The organism is Kordia sp., assembly GCF_050633145.1.
Lineage (GTDB): Bacteria > Bacteroidota > Bacteroidia > Flavobacteriales > Flavobacteriaceae > Kordia.
The window spans coordinates 203,971-221,655 of sequence record NZ_JBOEFY010000020.1; the positions used below are offsets into that span (position 1 = coordinate 203,971).

At 33.7% G+C, this 17,685-nt stretch carries 14 protein-coding genes; 8 read left to right on the plus strand and 6 right to left on the minus strand.

The window, feature by feature from the left end; genetic code table 11:
- Window positions 1–48 precede the first annotated feature (48 nt).
- Entirely contained in the window at window positions 49–975 is a 927-nt protein-coding gene (locus tag ACRBBL_RS10680; protein WP_431369032.1) for an SPFH domain-containing protein, read from the minus strand.
- Window positions 976–1,069: 94 nt separating this feature from the next.
- Between ACRBBL_RS10680 and ACRBBL_RS10685 the strand changes: the two genes are divergently transcribed.
- On the plus strand, window positions 1,070–1,720 hold the full coding sequence (locus ACRBBL_RS10685; RefSeq protein ID WP_431369033.1) for a hypothetical protein: 651 nt from the start codon (window positions 1,070–1,072) through the stop codon (window positions 1,718–1,720).
- A gap of 67 nt (window positions 1,721–1,787) precedes the next feature.
- Here ACRBBL_RS10685 and ACRBBL_RS10690 read toward each other — a convergent pair whose 3' ends face one another.
- From ACRBBL_RS10690 to ACRBBL_RS10705, 4 genes are all read right to left on the minus strand, one after another.
- Window positions 1,788–2,243 carry an OmpA family protein gene (locus ACRBBL_RS10690; RefSeq protein ID WP_431369034.1) on the minus strand — a complete coding sequence of 152 codons (456 nt, stop codon included), beginning with the start codon at window positions 2,241–2,243 and terminating at the stop codon, window positions 1,788–1,790.
- 1 nt (window position 2,244) lies between these two features.
- On the minus strand, window positions 2,245–3,756 hold the full coding sequence (gene gltX, locus ACRBBL_RS10695; protein WP_431369035.1) for a glutamate--tRNA ligase: 1,512 nt from the start codon (window positions 3,754–3,756) through the stop codon (window positions 2,245–2,247).
- 406 nt (window positions 3,757–4,162) lie between these two features.
- Entirely contained in the window at window positions 4,163–6,112 is a 1,950-nt protein-coding gene (locus tag ACRBBL_RS10700; protein WP_431369036.1) for a T9SS type A sorting domain-containing protein, read from the minus strand.
- A gap of 151 nt (window positions 6,113–6,263) precedes the next feature.
- Complete coding sequence (locus tag ACRBBL_RS10705) at window positions 6,264–7,304, minus strand: alkane 1-monooxygenase (RefSeq protein ID WP_431369037.1); 1,041 nt, start codon at window positions 7,302–7,304, stop codon at window positions 6,264–6,266.
- A 152-nt stretch (window positions 7,305–7,456) separates the two neighbouring features.
- Here ACRBBL_RS10705 and ACRBBL_RS10710 point away from each other — a divergent pair, with 152 nt between their 5' ends.
- Window positions 7,457–8,197 (plus strand): class I SAM-dependent methyltransferase, encoded by a 741-nt coding sequence (locus ACRBBL_RS10710; protein WP_431369038.1) that lies wholly within the window; start codon window positions 7,457–7,459, stop codon window positions 8,195–8,197.
- Here the strand turns inward: ACRBBL_RS10710 and ACRBBL_RS10715 are convergent.
- Window positions 8,194–9,021, minus strand: a complete 828-nt coding sequence (locus ACRBBL_RS10715; RefSeq protein ID WP_431369039.1) for a transporter — start codon at window positions 9,019–9,021, stop codon at window positions 8,194–8,196. The genes ACRBBL_RS10710 and ACRBBL_RS10715 overlap by 4 nt on opposite strands.
- 110 nt (window positions 9,022–9,131) lie before the next feature.
- Between ACRBBL_RS10715 and ACRBBL_RS10720 the strand changes: the two genes are divergently transcribed.
- From ACRBBL_RS10720 to ACRBBL_RS10745, 6 genes are all read left to right on the plus strand, one after another.
- Window positions 9,132–12,560 (plus strand): DUF4175 family protein, encoded by a 3,429-nt coding sequence (locus ACRBBL_RS10720; RefSeq protein ID WP_431369040.1) that lies wholly within the window; start codon window positions 9,132–9,134, stop codon window positions 12,558–12,560.
- On the plus strand, window positions 12,553–12,975 hold the full coding sequence (ybeY, locus tag ACRBBL_RS10725) for an rRNA maturation RNase YbeY (RefSeq protein ID WP_431369041.1): 423 nt from the start codon (window positions 12,553–12,555) through the stop codon (window positions 12,973–12,975). Before ACRBBL_RS10720 ends, ybeY begins: the two co-directional genes overlap by 8 nt.
- Before the next feature lie 48 nt (window positions 12,976–13,023).
- Window positions 13,024–14,895, plus strand: a complete 1,872-nt coding sequence (gene mnmG / locus ACRBBL_RS10730) for a tRNA uridine-5-carboxymethylaminomethyl(34) synthesis enzyme MnmG (RefSeq protein ID WP_431369042.1) — start codon at window positions 13,024–13,026, stop codon at window positions 14,893–14,895.
- A 35-nt stretch (window positions 14,896–14,930) separates the two neighbouring features.
- Window positions 14,931–15,779: a GNAT family N-acetyltransferase gene (locus ACRBBL_RS10735; protein WP_431369043.1), complete on the plus strand. Its 849-nt coding sequence runs from the start codon at window positions 14,931–14,933 to the stop codon at window positions 15,777–15,779.
- A 110-nt stretch (window positions 15,780–15,889) separates the two neighbouring features.
- On the plus strand, window positions 15,890–16,732 hold the full coding sequence (locus ACRBBL_RS10740) for a class I SAM-dependent methyltransferase (protein WP_431369044.1): 843 nt from the start codon (window positions 15,890–15,892) through the stop codon (window positions 16,730–16,732).
- Between the two features lie 305 nt (window positions 16,733–17,037).
- Entirely contained in the window at window positions 17,038–17,562 is a 525-nt protein-coding gene (locus ACRBBL_RS10745; RefSeq protein WP_431369045.1) for an OmpH family outer membrane protein, read from the plus strand.
- The last annotated feature ends 123 nt before the right edge of the window (window positions 17,563–17,685 follow it).

Consider the following 17,685-nt stretch of genomic DNA (forward strand, 5'->3'; position numbering starts at 1 on the left):
AACCCAAAATCGTGCCATTTTGGGTTTTTATATAAAAAGTGAGTTTAATTATTCACTTTTCTTTTTTGAGTTTTTCATTGCTTCACCAATTTGATTACTTGCGGTAAAACTAGCAACCATATCGTTTAACATATTGCTTCCTGCTTGTGGTGAGTTTGGTAGTAAAATTAAATTACTATTTGTTTCCTGACCAATAGCTTGTAGCGTATCATAATGTTGTGTTACTACAATTAAGGCTGAAGCTTCTTGCGAGTTGATTCCAACTTTGTTCAATACTTCTACAGATTCTTCCAAACCACGTGCAATTTCACGACGCTGATCGGCAATACCTTGACCTTGTAAACGCTTGCTTTCTGCTTCTGCTTTTGCTTTTTCAACGATTAAAATACGTTGTGCATCACCTTCATACTGTGCAGCCGTTTTTTCTCTATCAGCAGCATTAATACGGTTCATGGCAGCTTTTACTTGCGCATCAGGATCAATATCAGTTACTAAGGTTTTAATAATGTCATATCCATATTCCATCATAGCATCGTTTAATTCTGCTTTTACGGCAATGGCAATATCATCTTTCTTTACGAATACATCATCCAATTTCATTTTTGGAACTTCGGCACGAACTACATCAAATACATACGATGTAATTTGATCGTGCGGATAATCTAACTTATAAAAAGCATCGTATACTTTGTCTCTAATAACTTTATATTGAACAGATACTTTTAATCGAACAAATACATCATCTAATGTTTTTGTTTCAATGATAACGTCTAATTGCTGAATCTTTAAACTTAACTTTCCAGCAATTCTATCCATCAGTGGAATTTTTAATTGTAATCCCGATTGACGAATGCTGTTAAAGCGACCAAAACGTTCTACAACCGCAGCTGTTTGTTGCTTTACAATAAAAAATGTTCCGAGAAGAATAATAACAACGAGTACTCCTGCAACAACGTAGTATGGATTTATTGGCATAATTTGTAGTTTTAAAATGTTAGTATATAAAAATAATTTTTTTTGAGTAAAAAAAGGATACTTTTGAGAACTTTAAATTTAAAGCAACCCTCAAATGCAAAAACCTACTTACTTTATATTAGTTGTCATTACACTACTTTTTGTTACAAATTCTTTTTCTCAAGGTCGTTATGACAGTTACAATCGTCTCGGAATTTCAGCAGGATTTCATCAATTTGATATTCGTACAAATGACCTTGTAACCACAAAATCAACAGGATTTCAAGGCGGATTGTCTACACGTGGAACCGTTGGAAGGCATTTTGATACGGTGTATTTTTTATATCTTAACTTTCATGAAATGAATGTGTTAGGTCGTGAAAACTTACTAGCTACAAATCAAGAAATTCCGTTTAGCTTACTAGCCGCAAAAGTTGGTGTGTTGGGAAGTTATAAAATTAGTGAAAAGCATTTTAGTGTAGAATTTGGTCCAGCATTTCAATTTTCAGATAAATTTGAAATAGATAGTACGTTTGAAGATTACATTTTACAAGGATACGATACATTTACTGCCAAAGATGCACGGCAAACATCACGCATGAATCTTATGGGAATTATAGGATTTTCGGCAGGATTTCAATCATTTAAAGTCTCAGTGCAATACGAATATGGATTTTCCAACGTTTTAAGTAAACTGACAGTTGACAATAAAAAATTAAAAGGAAATATAGAACAGTTGAGTGTTTTAGCCACTTTCTATTTGTAAGTAACACAAAAAAAGAGCGCCGATAAGCGCTCTTTTTACTTTTGTATATTATTTGCAGAACTTGATTTTATATCTTGATCGCAACAATTTCAATTCTTCTATTCATTTTTCGCCCATCTCTAGTTTTGTTAGAAGCTATTGGTTGCAATTCTCCATAACCTTTGGCTGTTAAACGAGACTGTTTACAACCTTGTGCTACTAAAAGTTCCTTTATTTTTTCAGCTCTTTTTTGTGATAATGCTAGATTTAAATCTTTTGCTCCAACAGAATCAGTGTGACCAGAGATTATAAAAGAAAAATGATCAGAATTCTTTTTTATGACTTCACTTATTGCTTTAATTACTTCATCATAATTTTCAATTAGTTCATTTGTGCCACTTTTGAAAATTAATTTTTTTGTGTGTTCAACAAAAGATCCAAAATCATCCATAATAATTTCTGGAGTAATTCTCTCTGAGATTACATTTTGATTTGTCTTACACGAAATGAAACATATAAAAATGATGAATAGTATCTTTTTCATATTACAACATACCAATCACCTTCTCAATACGCTTGATGGTTTCTTGCTTTCCAATCATAAACATAATCTGAAATAAATCGGGTCCGCTTAATGCGCCAGCTAATGCAAAACGTAATGGTTGCATTACTTTCCCAAAACCAATTTCGTTGCTTGTTATCCAACCTTTAATATTGGTTTGCAAGCTTTCTACGCTATAATCTTCTGTAGCATTGATAATTTCTACTAGTTTGTTTAAAATGTCTCCTGTGCCTTCTTTTAATGCCTTTTTCTGTGCTTTTGCATCATATTCTGTTGGCGCCACAAAGAAGAAGTGACTCAAATTCCATAAATCTTTGGTAAATGAAGCTCTTTCTTTAATCAATTCGACAACCATTTCAATATAACTTACGTCAATATCAGCCAATTCAGCTTGACTTTCTTTAAAAGCAATTGCCAAACTTTCGTTAGATTTTAGCTGCATGTATTGTTGGTTGAGCCATTTCATTTTGTCAATATCAAATCGTGCACCAGCTTTGTTGATTCGTTCCAAATCAAAATCTTGAATCAATTGATCTAAACTAAATATTTCTTGCTCTGTTCCAGGGTTCCATCCTAAAAATGCTAAGAAATTGATCAATGCATCTTCAAAGTATCCATCTTCACGGAAACCTTCGAATGTTTCTCCTGTTTTCGTATCATCCCACTTTAGTGGAAATACAGGGAAACCAAACTTCGCACCATCGCGTTTTCCTAATTTTCCTTTTCCTGTTGGTCTTAAGATTAATGGCAAATGTGCAAAAACAGGCGCTTCCCATTCAAACGAACGGTATAATAAATAATGTAATGCTAACGAAGGCAACCATTCTTCTCCACGAATTACATGTGTAATTTCCATTAAATGATCGTCTACAATATTTGCTAAATGATAGGTTGGCATTCCATCACTTTTATATAAAACTTTATCATCTAAAATATTGGTATCAATCTTTACATCACCACGAACTACATCTTTTAAATGCAAGGTTTCATCTTGTGGCGATTTGTAACGAATTACATACGGTTCACCAGCGTCTAACTTTGCGTTTACTTCTTCCGCCGAAAGCGATAAAGAGTTTGAAAGCTCTAAACGATTGTGCCAATTATAGATAAATGTTTTTTTCTCTGCTTCTAGTTCTTTTCTAATTGCATCTAAAGATTCAGCAGTATCAAAAGCGTAATATGCATCTCCTTTTTCAACCAACTGATCTGCATATTGTTTGTACAAATGCTTGCGTTCACTTTGTCTGTACGGACCAAATCCGCCATCTTTTCCAATACCTTCATCAAATGGAATTCCGCACCATTCCAATGCTTCTATGATATATTCTTCTGCGCCTTCTACAAATCGGTTTTGATCTGTATCTTCAATACGTAATACAAAATCACCGCCATGTTTTTTGGCGAATAAGTAATTAAATAAGGCAGTTCTAACGCCTCCAATGTGTAGCGGTCCTGTAGGACTTGGTGCAAAACGAACACGAACTTTTTTAGTCATAGATTTTAAGTAAATGGTTATAAAGTGCAAATGTAATATTATTTTCTTTTAAAATTGTCTGTGTAAAGAGCAGTTACTTTTAGATTAGAAAAAAAGAAAATACATGCATTAGCGCATTTTAAATCTCGATTATCGAGTAAAGGTGAAACCCTCAAAATTTTAATTTTGAGGGTTTCGGTTAATCAGCAAGTTGAGAAAAAATGCTACTTTTTACTATAATTCAGTGTAATCTTTAAGTTTGAAGTCTTTAATCTCAAATGTCAAATGTCAAATCGAGCATTATTAATATTCAAATATTTTTGAATTGAAAATACCTAGCGAAGCTATCGAGATTCAATGTAAATCATAGTATTACGAAGCTTTTCGACTGTGTTCGAAGTGACAAGTTATGATTGTTAAATTTATACTATTTCTTAATGAACTTTTCTGTGTGCTTTATACCTGATTCTGTTGTTACCGTTAAGAAATACATGTTGTCGCTTAATTGTGATACATCAATTTCTGAAACTTCAATAGCTTTGCTTTGTACCAATTTCCCTGTGATGTCTGTAATTTGATATGCAACAATTGGTTCGTCACTATTAAATCGTAATACATCTGAAGTTGGATTTGGAAACATGTTAAAGTTAATTAAGTCAGCTTCTTCTCTTCCAAGTGTTCCACCGTGTGTTTCTCCGATTACGAATAAGGAACGTAAATGATCTTTCACTTCTGGTGTAAATACATTTAATGTTGTACCAGAATCACTATTTAATGTGCTTAATGTTATTTGGTATGACCAAGCTTCATCGTAGCAACTATCACAACAAGAAGGAACGTACAATCCAATTACATATAATTTGTTGTGTTCAAAGTTATAGTTAGGGAAGTTAGTTGTAAGTCCCCAAACTGGATTTGCAGAGGTTGGTAATTGATTGTTGAATCCACCCATATTACTAGACCATGCAAACGTATCTGGAACCATATTGATAAAATCTACTGGATCTGTGAATGGGAAAGAAGAATATTCTAACTCATATACAAACCATGTATATTGATATCCACCATTTTGTTCTGTACATATATCACCTACAAGTAAAGCATCATCAGTAGTGTCAATACTATTTATAGATCCTGTTAATTGTTGCGGGTTTCCTTGGTGTAATACACTAATGTTAAGGTTTTGATCTAGTTTTGCTTGTAATGAAATATCGTCAATTGCTAAGTCATTTCCATCGCCTAAACCATCTTCTTTTAAGTGAATTTTAATGTCTAATATATCTTGCTCACCTTCAAAGCATTCTGAAATTTGTTGCCAGTCACAAGGATCGTCACTGTTGGTATCAATGGTAATCCAATCGTATAATTGACCGTTTACTTCCAAACGAATTTCTGGTTTAATGTTAAACGTACATTGTGGTAAATCTTTAAAATTTGCACAAAACTTATATGTTTTTTCAAAATCGATTTGAATGCTTTGTTCCCAAATAACACTGGATGTTCCAGCAGGTTGTGTAGTACGACCGTTTACCAATAGAAAATCTGTGTTGTTACTGTATTGTTCAGGATCTGCACATGCAGAATGATCTGTAACAGTTGTTCCAAAAATACTAGCATCGTTTGAAACATTGTAAGCACCAGGATATAAACTTGCGTCTTCTGTATAATCGCTGTTAAATCCGTTAGCTCCGTTTTCAAAGTTTCCATTTTCTACCAAGTTGTCACCTTCGCAACAAAATGCGCCTTCATTGTTTGGCTCTCCTGTTTGAATATCACAGTCTTGAATACAAATATTATCATATCCATATTCTTCTGTAGGGCTTGAAGTTAAGTCTAAGTAAAAACGAATTCCATCAATGTTGCTTAATAACGTATTCCAATCGTCACACTCTAGTCCGGCAGACATTACCCATTCTCCGTTTGCGTTAGAAGGTAATGTAGTTCCTTCACAAATTTCAATTGGTGCACATACATGTACCCAACCGCCATCTTCAACAGTTTGTACAGTTGCTACAAAAGTTGCTGCTGCTGTAGGACTCGTTGGTGATCCGCTATAAATAATTAATCTTGGAGATAAAGGTTCGCCTAAACCACCATCTTCAATTACTTGAAAATCCCAGCATAAACACTGTCCGTTGTACTCGCGCCAATCGCCACCATAATCTACGTCATTGTAAATGTATGAGGAACCAGAAGCATCATACGAATGTAAAAAGAAGTCATCAGAGTTTCCGCTTGGTCCTAAAGGATCTGCTGTATTTGCGCCAGCAGCAACGCCATTCCAATTCGAGATATCCTGATCGTTAAAATCTTCACAGAATTGTGCAAAGCTTACTCCATAAAAAAGGAGCAAACATAAAGTAATCATGTTTTTCATAATGTAAAATGTTTAAGTTTCTATTAAATTGTTTCAAAGCAAAGATGCGCCAGTGTAAAACAATAGGGTAGAAGCAAAGCACTAAGATTGTAGAAGTGTTTTGCCTTCAGAAAATAGTATAGAAAAACCGTAAGCGTTACAGGAAAAACACTTAAGAAATCATTTCACTTGGTATGCGTTTATTCATCACTTTAAACCATAAAGGCGGAATTAAAGCTAGTACCATAGAGGTTGGATAGCCAAAAGGCATTTGCGGACTTTTCTCGTGACAATCTAAGAGTTGATACTTTTTAGAAGCTTTGTAATGATGGTCGCTATGGCGTGTGAGTTCATACAAAACAATACGTCCAATAGTGTGATTGGAATTCCAAGAGTGAATTTCACGCACACGTTCGTAACGTCCAGAAGCTAATTTTTTTCTTAATAATCCGTAGTGTTCTATATAATTAATGGTTTCTAATAATATAAAACTTACAACTGCACTTGCAGCGGCAAAAACAAAGGTGAGTGTTCCTAAGAAATAGAAAATAATTATCAAATAGGAAATCTGCAGTAGCGTAAACCAAAACATATTATTTTTAAATGATAGGAATGAAAATTTTCCACGTTGCCGTAAGTTTCTTTGAATTTTCCATGCGTTTATATATTGTCGAACTGTTGAGGTAAACCAAAATGAATACACAACTTGATTGTATCTTGCCGTTGCCGGATCTTCTTTGGTTGCAGCATGTAAATGATGTCCAAAATTATGCTCTACAAAAAAATGCATATACATGGATGGAAGCAGTAAAACTTTTGCCATAATTTGCTCATACTGTGTTTGTCTATGACCAAGTTCATGAGCTACATTAATTCCGTTGGAACCTAATACAATTCCTGTAGAAAAGATCAATCCAACGAGTTCGTAGGTTGCATACATTCCTGTAGAAACATTTAATAATGTGATAATTAACAATCCAAAAACGATAGGGATATTTAAATACAGCAACCAATCAAAAATTGGGTTTGCTGCTTTTTCTTCAATTTCAGTTTCGGATAAGTTTTTGGTACTTTGAGAAAAAATCAATTCCATAATCGGAATCATTCCAAAGGCATATATTGGCGTTAAAAATGTATAATATCCTCTTAAGTATAAAGCCAGCACAGCAACTAATGGCGTAGAAAAAGCTGCCAAATATTTCAAGTCTTTCATGATTCAATTCCAATTCAGGGTTTTTTAAAAATACTACTTTTTTTGCTGACATTTTCATAGATTCCTTTACTTTTAACCCAGAAGCTATTTTCATATACTTAAAATGATTTAGTTTAATTCCTTATTATATTTACATTCGTTACAAATCAGCAATGACTATTTTAAAGAAAATAAAAAAAACACTTTTTACACCAAAAATAAAACAAGTTCAAGAAGATGTATTCATTCAACGACTCAGAAGCCTTGTAATTGGTGAAGGAATGTTGCATAAAGGCAATATTTATTTAATGGATTATGCGTTGAAAAATATGCCTGCTAATGGAGTGGTTATAGAGATTGGTTCGTATGGCGGATTATCTACGAATTTGATGCTTCATCTGTTACAAAAAAATGATCGTGTTGAAAAATTAATCAATTGTGATCCATGGATGTATGAAGGTTTTGCAGACAGACATGGAACTATATCCGATACTATTGACGGACGTAAAGATATCTCGCGAGAAGCGTATTCTACATACATGAAAAATAACTTTATCAATAGTGTACAATTTTTACACAAAAACAATTTGCCACATTCTTTTCAGTTAACTTCTGATGCATTCTTTATTGAATACGACAAAAAAATAACTACCAAAGATATTTTTAACCAAACCGTTCAATTAGGGACAAAAATATCGTTTGCCTATATTGACGGCAATCATGCTTATGAGTACGTAAAAAGAGATTTTGAGAATGTAGACAAGCATTTAATGAACTCAGGATTTATTCTATTTGATGATTCAATGGACGATTCTCCGTTTGGAAGCACGACGTTTATGAAAGAAATGAAACAGTATAAAAACTATAAATTGATAGACAAAAACCCAAATTATCTTTTTCAAAAGCTAGCTTAAAACTTATGATACAAACCAACAGTTATTGCTGCTTGTTTTGCTACATTGTTTCCAGAAAAAGCACCACCAAAACTTAAAATTCCACCAAACGATTTATTGATTTCTCCAACAGCTTTCAATCCGAACGCACCATATTCTTGGTTATTCACATACAAAGCAGTTGCTGCATTTGATAAAGGTAAATTTACGTCGCCATCATTAAAAGAACTCACAATATCGACAAACCCAATCAGCCATATTTTTGAATGTACTTTGGTTCCTATTTCACCACCAATTTTAAAATTACTGCTGTAATCGTTTGTTTTTAAATCAATTCCCGTAAAAGCTTGCACGTAAAATTTATCAAAACTTCGTCCAATATTAATAGTAGGAGTAAAGCTCCAAGCATCTTGTCCTGTACGAATTCCAGAAGCAGTTTCAAAAGTTCCTGTATTTGCTTCTACATTTAACTGCCCAGAAATAATCCATTTCTTATTATAAAATCGATGTCTTAATCCTATAGAAACATTTCCAAAAGCTGACTTAGAATCTTCCGTAATAAAAGCACTTCCATTCACAACATCGCCTGTACTAATGAATTTTATAGGAAGATTTACAATCAGTGTCGTTTTATTAGATATTCCGTATTCTCCATACAATTGTAGTGTATTGTCGGTAATTTCTCGATCGGTTTGATAATCAGGATCACCAAAAATTTCATCGTAATTTGAAATGGTTGTAAACGAAAGTTGTGTATAAAACTTTCCTTTTTCTTGTGTCCAAGGACTTTGTGCGAGTAAAAATTGCACACTCAAAATGGCAATAATTGTATATATGTTTTTCATAATTAGCTTGTTTATGAAGGCTTAGTAGTAACTTTTTCTAAAATCTTACAGAATGTTTAACAAGTCTCATATACTATTAATTGTGTAAATATGTTACTTTTATAAGTTATATGATGAATGCATACGAACAAATACAAAAGAAACTAAGTCAGTTTGTAACCAAATATTACACAAACGAACTTATCAAAGGAGCGATATTATTTTTTAGCATCGGTCTCTTATATTTTATAATCACCTTATTGGTGGAACATTTTCTATGGTTATCTACAGGAGCAAGAACCGCTTTATTTTGGATTTTTATTCTGGTGGAGTTGTCGCTTTTCGCGAAATTCATTGTGCTACCATTAACAAAACTGTTCAAACTTCAGAAAGGAATCAGTTTCAAAGAAGCGTCTACAATTATCGGGGATCATTTCCCAGAAGTAAACGATAAACTATTGAACGTATTGCAATTGTCTGAAACGTCTCAGGAATCTGAATTGTTGTTAGCAAGTATCGAACAAAAATCGGAAGAATTACAACCCATACCGTTTCAAGTAGCCATCAACTTTAAGAAAAATATCAAATACGCTAAGTATGCCATCTTACCATTAGCCATTGTATTATTTGTGTGGATTTCTGGAAACAGCTCGCTATTTAGCAAAAGTTATGAGCGTGTTGTAAACTATCAAACAAATTATGAACCGCCAGCACCATTTCAATTCATTGTAGTAAATGACAGTTTGCAAGCTATTGAAAATCAAGCATACAAATTGCAAGTACAAACACTCGGTGACGTTATTCCTGAAGAAGTACAAATAGCATTAGGAGACGAAACGTATTTTCTTCAAAACAAAGGTGTCGGAACGTTCGAATATACATTTACACAACCAAAAGAAGCAACAACTTTTACGCTAACGGCAAACGAAGTCACTTCAAAACCATATACGTTGAATGTGGTAAAAGTACCTTCGTTAGTCAACTTCCAAATGGTATTGGATTATCCTGCGTATACGAAACGTAAAGATGAGGTTTTAAAAAGTACAGGGAATGCTACCATTCCAGAAGGAACAAAAATTACATGGGAAGCCAAAGCGAAACAAACTGAGAAACTTGAATTAATTTCAAAAGACAGCACGTATACGTTTGGTAAAGAAGCAGATGACTTCAAATTAGAACAAAAAATATATCAAAGACTTGATTATCAAATAAGTACAAGTAATTCTGAACTTAAAAACTATGAAAACTTAGGTTTCAACATCAATGTAATTAAAGATGAATATCCTAAGATGGATTTACAGTCAAAACGTGATACGGTTGATCAACGGACACTATATTTCTTAGGGCAAGTTTCAGACGATTACGGATTAAGAAAATTACAACTTGTATACTATCCATCGGAAAGTGCTGCAAACAAATTCAAGGAAAACATTCCAATCAGTACATCAAATATTGATCAATTTCAATACACATTTCCTGGCAATCTAGAATTGGCAAAAGGCGTGAATTATGAATTTTATTTTCAGCTAACAGATAACGATGGAATTCGCGGAGGAAAAAGTGTAAAGAGCGAAATATTTAACTACCGTAAATTGACGGATACAGAATTGCAAACAGAGCAATTGCAACAGCAAAATGAAACGATCAAAGATTTAGACAAGTCTTTAGAGAAGCTTCAAAAGCAACAAGACGAACTCAAAAAGATTTCGCAAAATCAAAAAGAGAAAAGTGAACTGAATTTCAACGATCGCAAAAAGCTTGAAAAATTCTTGCAACGACAAGAACAGAGCGATCAAATGATGGAGAAGTTTTCTAAGCAATTGCAGCAAAACTTAGAAGATTTCCAAAAGGAAGAAACACAAGAAGATCAAGACAAAGAGTTGTTGAAAGAACGTTTAGAGCGTCAGCAAAAAGAATTGGAGAAGAATGAAAAGCTAATGGAAGAACTAAAAAAGTTAGCTGAAAAAATTAGTGAAGAAGAACTCCAGGAAAAACTTGAAGAGCTAGGAAAGCAACAACAAAACAGTAAAAAGAATCTACAGCAAATTTTAGAACTAACAAAGCGTTATTACGTAACTAAAAAAGCTGAAAAAATTCAAAAGGAATTAGGTGAACTTGCTAAAGAACAAGAAGAACTTTCTAAGAAAGATGGCGAGGAAAACACAAAGAAAAAGCAAGAAGAGCTGAATAAGAAATTCGAAGATTTGCAAAAGGAAATGGACGAATTAGACAAAGAAAACAATGCGCTTAAAAAACCATTGGATCTAGAGCGTAACCAAAATGACGAAGAAGATGTAAAGAAAGAACAGCAAGATGCAACGGACGATCTTGAAAAAAGTGAAGAGTCACCAAGCGAACAGCAAAAAAGTGAACAGCAAAAGAGCGCGAAACAAAAACAAAAGAAAGCAGCTCAAAAAATGCAACGCATGAGCAAAAGTATGCAAACTGCTATGCAAATGAGTGGGCAAGAAAGCATAAAAGAAGATGCCGAAATGTTGCGTCAAATTCTAGACAATCTCGTTTTATTCTCTTTTGATGAAGAAAATCTAATGAAAGCTTTTGAGGAAATTGACAATTCAAATGCAGGATATGCCGGAAAGTTAAAGCGTCAAAAAGAACTGCGAAAAATGTTTGAGCATGTAGATGATAGTTTGTTTGCTTTGTCTTTGAGACAGCCTACAATCTCGGAACGAATAAATGGAGAAATCACAGAAATCTATTATAACATTGACAAATCTTTAGAGCAATTGGCGGAGAATAATGTCTACAGAGGTGTTGCGGCACAACAGTATGCATTAACAGCTACAAACAAGCTTGCAGATTTCCTTAGCGGTGCTTTAGATAACATGAACCAAAGTATGGGATCTGGGCAAGGGCAAGGTTCTTCTGGAGTTGGAAAAAGCGGGCAAAACCAAGGTCAAGGAAAAGGGTTTCAATTGCCAGACATTATTCAATCTCAAGATGAATTGAATAAGCAAATGAAGAAAGGAATGAAGAAGCAAGAAGGTCAAGGAAAAGATGGCAAAGGCGGCAAAGAAGGAGGAAAGGAAGAAGGTGATAAAGGCAAAGGCGGTAAAGACGGGAAAAATGGTGAAAACGGTCAGCAAGGTGGCGGATCGGGTAGTGGAGATGAAAACGAATCTGGTAAACTGTACGACATATTTAAACAACAACAAGCGTTGCGAAATCAACTCGAACAACAATTGCAGGACAAGTACGGAGAAAAAATCAACAATCCAGAAGCTAAAGAATTGCTAAAACAAATGGAACAAGTGGAGACTGAATTGCTTGAAAAAGGATTCAATGACGAAACCATGAAAAAGATGATTGAGCTTAAATACCAATTGCAAAAATTGGACAAAGCTGCTTTCGAACAGGAGAAAGAAAGCAAACGTGAATCTACCACAAATCGCAAAGATTTCAACAATACTACAAATGAAAAAATGCCTGATGTTAGACAGTATTTCAATCAAATTGAGATATTAAACAGACAAGTATTACCTTTGCGGAATAATTACAAAAAGAAAGTACAAGAGTATTTCAAGAAAAAGGATGATTAGTTTTCATTATGAAACCCAATTTGAACTTCCAAACGAAGCACAAATTGAACAATGGATTAGCAAGGTAATTGCTTCAGAAGACAAACGTGAAGGAGATATTAATTATATCTTTTGTAATGATGAATACCTTCATAAATTGAATGTTGAGTTTTTAAATCATGACACGCTTACGGACATTATTAGCTTTGACAATTCTGTTGGAAGTGAATTGCACGGAGATATATTTATCTCTGTAGAACGTGTAGCTGACAACGCAAAAGATTTTGGCGTTTCTACTGATGAAGAATTGCGTCGCGTAATGGTTCATGGCGTATTGCATTATTGTGGATACAAAGACAAGACAGACGCAGATCAAGCAAAAATGACGGAGAAAGAAAACGAAAAACTTCAAATGTTCCACGTGGAACACTCTTAAGTATCTAGTACAAAAACTGAAAAAGAAACCGAATTCAATCGTTAAGATATGTTTAATACGGAATATGATGTTATCGTAGTTGGCGCTGGTCATGCAGGATCTGAAGCTGCTGCTGCTGCTGCGAATATGGGAAGCAAAACCTTGCTCGTTACGATGAACTTACAGAACATTGCGCAGATGTCTTGTAATCCCGCTATGGGCGGAATTGCCAAAGGACAAATTGTTCGTGAAATTGATGCACTTGGAGGGTATAGCGGAATTGTAACTGACAACTCTGCTATTCAGTTTAAGATGTTGAACAAGTCCAAAGGACCAGCAATGTGGTCGCCACGTGCACAAAGTGATCGTATGCGTTTTGCAGAAGAATGGCGTTTGATGTTAGAGCGAACAATGAACCTAGATTTCTATCAGGAAATGGTTCGTGGTTTAATCATTGAAAATGGAAAAATAAAAGGTGTAAAAACCTCTTTAGGATTAGAAATAAAAGCAAAAACTGTTGTACTAACTAATGGAACTTTCCTTAACGGATTGATCCATATTGGTGATAAAAACTTTGGTGGAGGAAGAGCAGGAGAAAGAGCCGCAACTGGAATTACAGAAGAACTATTGGAACTCGGTTTTGAATCGGGAAGAATGAAAACTGGAACACCTCCAAGAGTAGATGGAAGATCGTTAGATTATTCTAAAATGATTATTCAACCTGGTGATGAAATACCTGATAAATTCTCATATTTAAAATCGACAAAACCTTTAGAAAATCAGCGTGCCTGCCACATGACATATACGTCTCCAGAAGTACACAATTTACTGCGAGAAGGTTTTGATAGATCACCAATGTTTAATGGTAGAATTAAATCGCTAGGACCAAGATATTGTCCTTCGATAGAAGATAAAATTAATCGATTTGCAGATAAGGATCGTCACCAATTATTTGTAGAACCTGAAGGCTGGAATACAGTTGAAGTGTATGTAAATGGGTTTTCAACTTCACTTCCAGAAGACGTACAATTTAAGGCATTAAGTTCTGTGGCTGGTTTTGAAAATGTAAAGTTTTTTAGACCTGGTTATGCTATCGAATATGACTACTTTCCACCAACACAATTAAAGCATACACTTGAAACTAAAATTGTAGATGGATTGTTCTTTGCAGGACAAATTAACGGAACTACTGGATATGAAGAAGCAGCTTCACAAGGATTAATGGCAGGAATAAATGCAGCACTTCAAGTACAGGAAAAGGAATCATTTATACTTAAAAGAAACGAAGCTTATATTGGAGTTCTAATTGATGATTTAATCACGAAAGGAACAGAAGAACCATACAGAATGTTTACGTCTCGTGCGGAATATAGAACGCTACTTAGACAAGATAATGCAGACTTTAGATTGACACCAGTTGGACACAAATTAGGTTTGGCCAGTGAAGAACGTTTGCGTGCTATGGAACATAAGAAAACTAACTCTGATGCGTTTATCCAATTCTTTAAAGATACAAGTGTAAAGCCAGATGAAATCAATCCGATTTTAGAAGCTAAGAACTCTTCTAAAGTGAAGCAACAAGATAAGATGTTTAAGATATTTGCGCGTCCAAATATTAGCATGGATGACATGAAACAAGTTGCTTCTGTGTCAAACTTTATTAATGAGCATAGCTTGGAAAAAGATGTTTTAGAACAGACAGAAGTTCAAGTAAAATATGCTGGATATATCAACAAAGAAAAAAGCAATGCAGATAAATTAAATAACCTAGAGCGTGTAAAAATCCCAACAGATTTTAAGTATGATGGATTAACAAATCTATCTTTAGAAGCACGTCAAAAGTTGTCTAAAATTCGTCCTGTAAACTTATCACAGGCTTCTCGAATCAGTGGAGTTTCTCCAAGTGATATAAGTGTCATGTTAGTGTATTTAAATAGATAAAAATTTTAAGTGTTCCACGTGGAACAATTCTTCCAATGGAAATAAAATCATTAGAAAATACTCCAATCCGCGAGATCGTTTTAACCTTGAATTTTGCATTCTCAGATTACTTCGTTCCGATCAATTTTACTGAAGAATATGTAAATGAAAGATGGACAGCTTCAGGAGTAGATTACAGTTTGTCATTTGGTGTTTTTGATAAAGATAAATTGGTTGGTTTTATTATTCATGCAATTAATAATTACGGAGAAACTAAAGTTGCATACAATGCTTCTACAGGAGTAATTCCATCACACAGAAGACAAGGTTTGCTTACCAAACTATATTCAAAAGCAATTACAGCTTTGCAGATAAATGGAATTCAAAAAAGCACTTTGGAATGCATAACTAAAAACGAACGTGCAATTTTAGCATATCAAAAAGTTGGATTTACTATTGACCGACAGTATAAGTTATATAAATTCGATTGGAAACAAATTGAAATCAAATCTGAATTTGAAGTTAACGTCAATACTGATTTTTTGTTTGATGATTTTAAACAATTACAAAACTATTTTCCATCTATAGAAAATCAAGATCATTGTTTAGAAAAGTATAAAGAGAATTTAATTTCAATTGCAGTTTTTGATGCAGAAGAAATAGTAGCGTATTTAATTTTTCATAAAAATTCTAAAAGAATTCATAGACTAGGAGCAAAGGATAATAATTGGAATATTTTTGGTGAAATTTTATTTTCAGGTTTGCCAACAGGAAATTATAATATTATAAATGTTGATACTGTAAATTCAACTATTCATGATTTTTTCAAAAAAATGAATTTTGATAATTATATCGATCAATATGATATGAGTTTTGATTTCGACTCCGCTCAATCAAAATTTTAAAAAGTGTCATTTCGATCGCAGTCGAGAAAACTTTATTCCAATTCATAATCAATAATAACTAATTGTTCCACGTGGAACAATTCAATATAAAATTTAGAAGTAATACAAAAATGGAGAACATCACGGTAAAAGATCATTCTGTTTCGGGCGAAGAATTTCAATTGGTTTTTGATGAAGCTTTGGAAATGTATAAAACCGAACCGCAACCAAGTTTGGAAACCTTAGCTTCCTATTATGAAAGCGAAGATTATATTTCACATACCGATGCCAAGAGAAACCTATTTGAAAAAATATATCATTGGGTTCGTTCGTATATGCTTTCTAAAAAAATGTCTATTGTTGATACGCATACAAAAAGTGACGCTAAAAAAGTGTTGGACATTGGTTGTGGTACAGGAGACTTTTTAGCAATGGCCAAAAAGTACAAATGGGAAATTGCAGGAATTGAACCTGATGCACAAGCGCGAAAAATTGCTACTGAAAAAACAGGAATAGAAATTCATACGAATGATTGGCTTTCAGAAATTGCCGATGATAGTTTTGACGCTGTAACAATGTGGCACGTTTTAGAACACGTTCCAGATTTGTCAGCACAGATTCAAACTTTAAAAAGAATCATCAAACCCAACGGAAGTATCTTTATTGCGGTTCCTAATTTTAAAAGTCACGATGCAACACATTACAAAGAACTTTGGGCGGCGTATGATGTTCCTCGACACTTATGGCATTTCTCTCAAAAATCAATCAAATCACTTTTTGGAAAAGAAAACATGAAAGTAGTAAAAATCTTACCAATGAAGTTTGATGCTTATTATGTGAGTTTACTTTCCGAAAAACACAAAACTGGAAAAATGAATCCGATCAAAGGATTTTACAGAGGATTTGTATCAAACTTTAAGGCGATCTCTTCTTCGGAGTATTCTTCACTCATTTACGTCATAAAGAACAACTAAAAATGCATTTTAAGCTGTTTTAAGCATGGTTTATAGTTAAACCTATGCAATGTGATGGCTATTTTGTGAAACGATTTAAAACACATAAGAAAAAAGGCGACTTTTGATAAATGTTGTTTATGATATAATTTAGAACCATAAATTATATTTATGCTGTCGTTTTTCGTGAAAAATCATCTAAACTTCACAATTTTGTTATGTAAACTTTATTTCTATTTTTGCGGGAACGAAAATGACACAAACGGAAAGATGTCGATTTGTCAATTTTCATAAAAAGGATAGATAACAACAAAAAAAGTATACAAATGAAAAAACTACTTGTTTTAGGAATTGCTGTTTTGGCATTTTATTCATGTGAGAAATCTGCAAAAATCGGTTTTGTAGACAATTCTGAGTTAATCAAAGAATACGAAGAGAAAAAAGAAATGGAAGCGGCTTTTAAAACTCGCATCGAAGGTTTTAACAAAAGAAAAGATAGCTTGTCGCAAATGTTCAATTTAGAATACAAACAAGCACAAGAAAAAGCGGCAAAAGCATCTCCAAAACAACAACAAGAATTATCGGTTCAAATTCAGCAATTAGGAGAGCGTTTGGATCAGCAAATTAAAATTGAGCAAAACCGTATTTCTGAAGAAAGTAGAACTGAAAACGATTCTATTCTAGGTAGATTAAAAAAATTCGTAGCAGCTTACGGAGAAAAAAACGGATATGACTTTATCATGGGTAAAAATGAGTTTACTGGAAACTTATACTATGGTAAAAAAAACTATGACATTACGAAAGAAGTACTAGATGCGTTAAACAAAGACTACGCAGCAAAGAAAAAGTAATACAAACTACATACAAGATTCAACAAAAAGACTTTCGAAAGAAGGTCTTTTTTTTTAGATAGATTGTTAGACATGCTTTGCTCTTAGATAGTTGGGCGCGCTTCGCTTTAGATATTTTAGGAG

Coding starts and splice junctions, on each gene's coding strand:
- mnmG (WP_431369042.1), top strand. CDS start 13,024: ATGTTTAATACGGAATATGATGTTATCGTAGTTGGCGCTGGTCATGCA.
- ybeY (WP_431369041.1), top strand. CDS start 12,553: ATGATTAGTTTTCATTATGAAACCCAATTTGAACTTCCAAACGAAGCA.
- ACRBBL_RS10715 (WP_431369039.1), bottom strand. CDS start 9,021: ATGAAAAACATATATACAATTATTGCCATTTTGAGTGTGCAATTTTTA.
- ACRBBL_RS10700 (WP_431369036.1), bottom strand. CDS start 6,112: ATGAAAAACATGATTACTTTATGTTTGCTCCTTTTTTATGGAGTAAGC.
- ACRBBL_RS10685 (WP_431369033.1), top strand. CDS start 1,070: ATGCAAAAACCTACTTACTTTATATTAGTTGTCATTACACTACTTTTT.
- ACRBBL_RS10745 (WP_431369045.1), top strand. CDS start 17,038: ATGAAAAAACTACTTGTTTTAGGAATTGCTGTTTTGGCATTTTATTCA.
- ACRBBL_RS10680 (WP_431369032.1), bottom strand. CDS start 975: ATGCCAATAAATCCATACTACGTTGTTGCAGGAGTACTCGTTGTTATT.
- ACRBBL_RS10740 (WP_431369044.1), top strand. CDS start 15,890: ATGGAGAACATCACGGTAAAAGATCATTCTGTTTCGGGCGAAGAATTT.
- ACRBBL_RS10720 (WP_431369040.1), top strand. CDS start 9,132: ATGATGAATGCATACGAACAAATACAAAAGAAACTAAGTCAGTTTGTA.
- ACRBBL_RS10705 (WP_431369037.1), bottom strand. CDS start 7,304: ATGAAAGACTTGAAATATTTGGCAGCTTTTTCTACGCCATTAGTTGCT.
- ACRBBL_RS10690 (WP_431369034.1), bottom strand. CDS start 2,243: ATGAAAAAGATACTATTCATCATTTTTATATGTTTCATTTCGTGTAAG.
- gltX (WP_431369035.1), bottom strand. CDS start 3,756: ATGACTAAAAAAGTTCGTGTTCGTTTTGCACCAAGTCCTACAGGACCG.
- ACRBBL_RS10710 (WP_431369038.1), top strand. CDS start 7,457: ATGACTATTTTAAAGAAAATAAAAAAAACACTTTTTACACCAAAAATA.
- ACRBBL_RS10735 (WP_431369043.1), top strand. CDS start 14,931: ATGGAAATAAAATCATTAGAAAATACTCCAATCCGCGAGATCGTTTTA.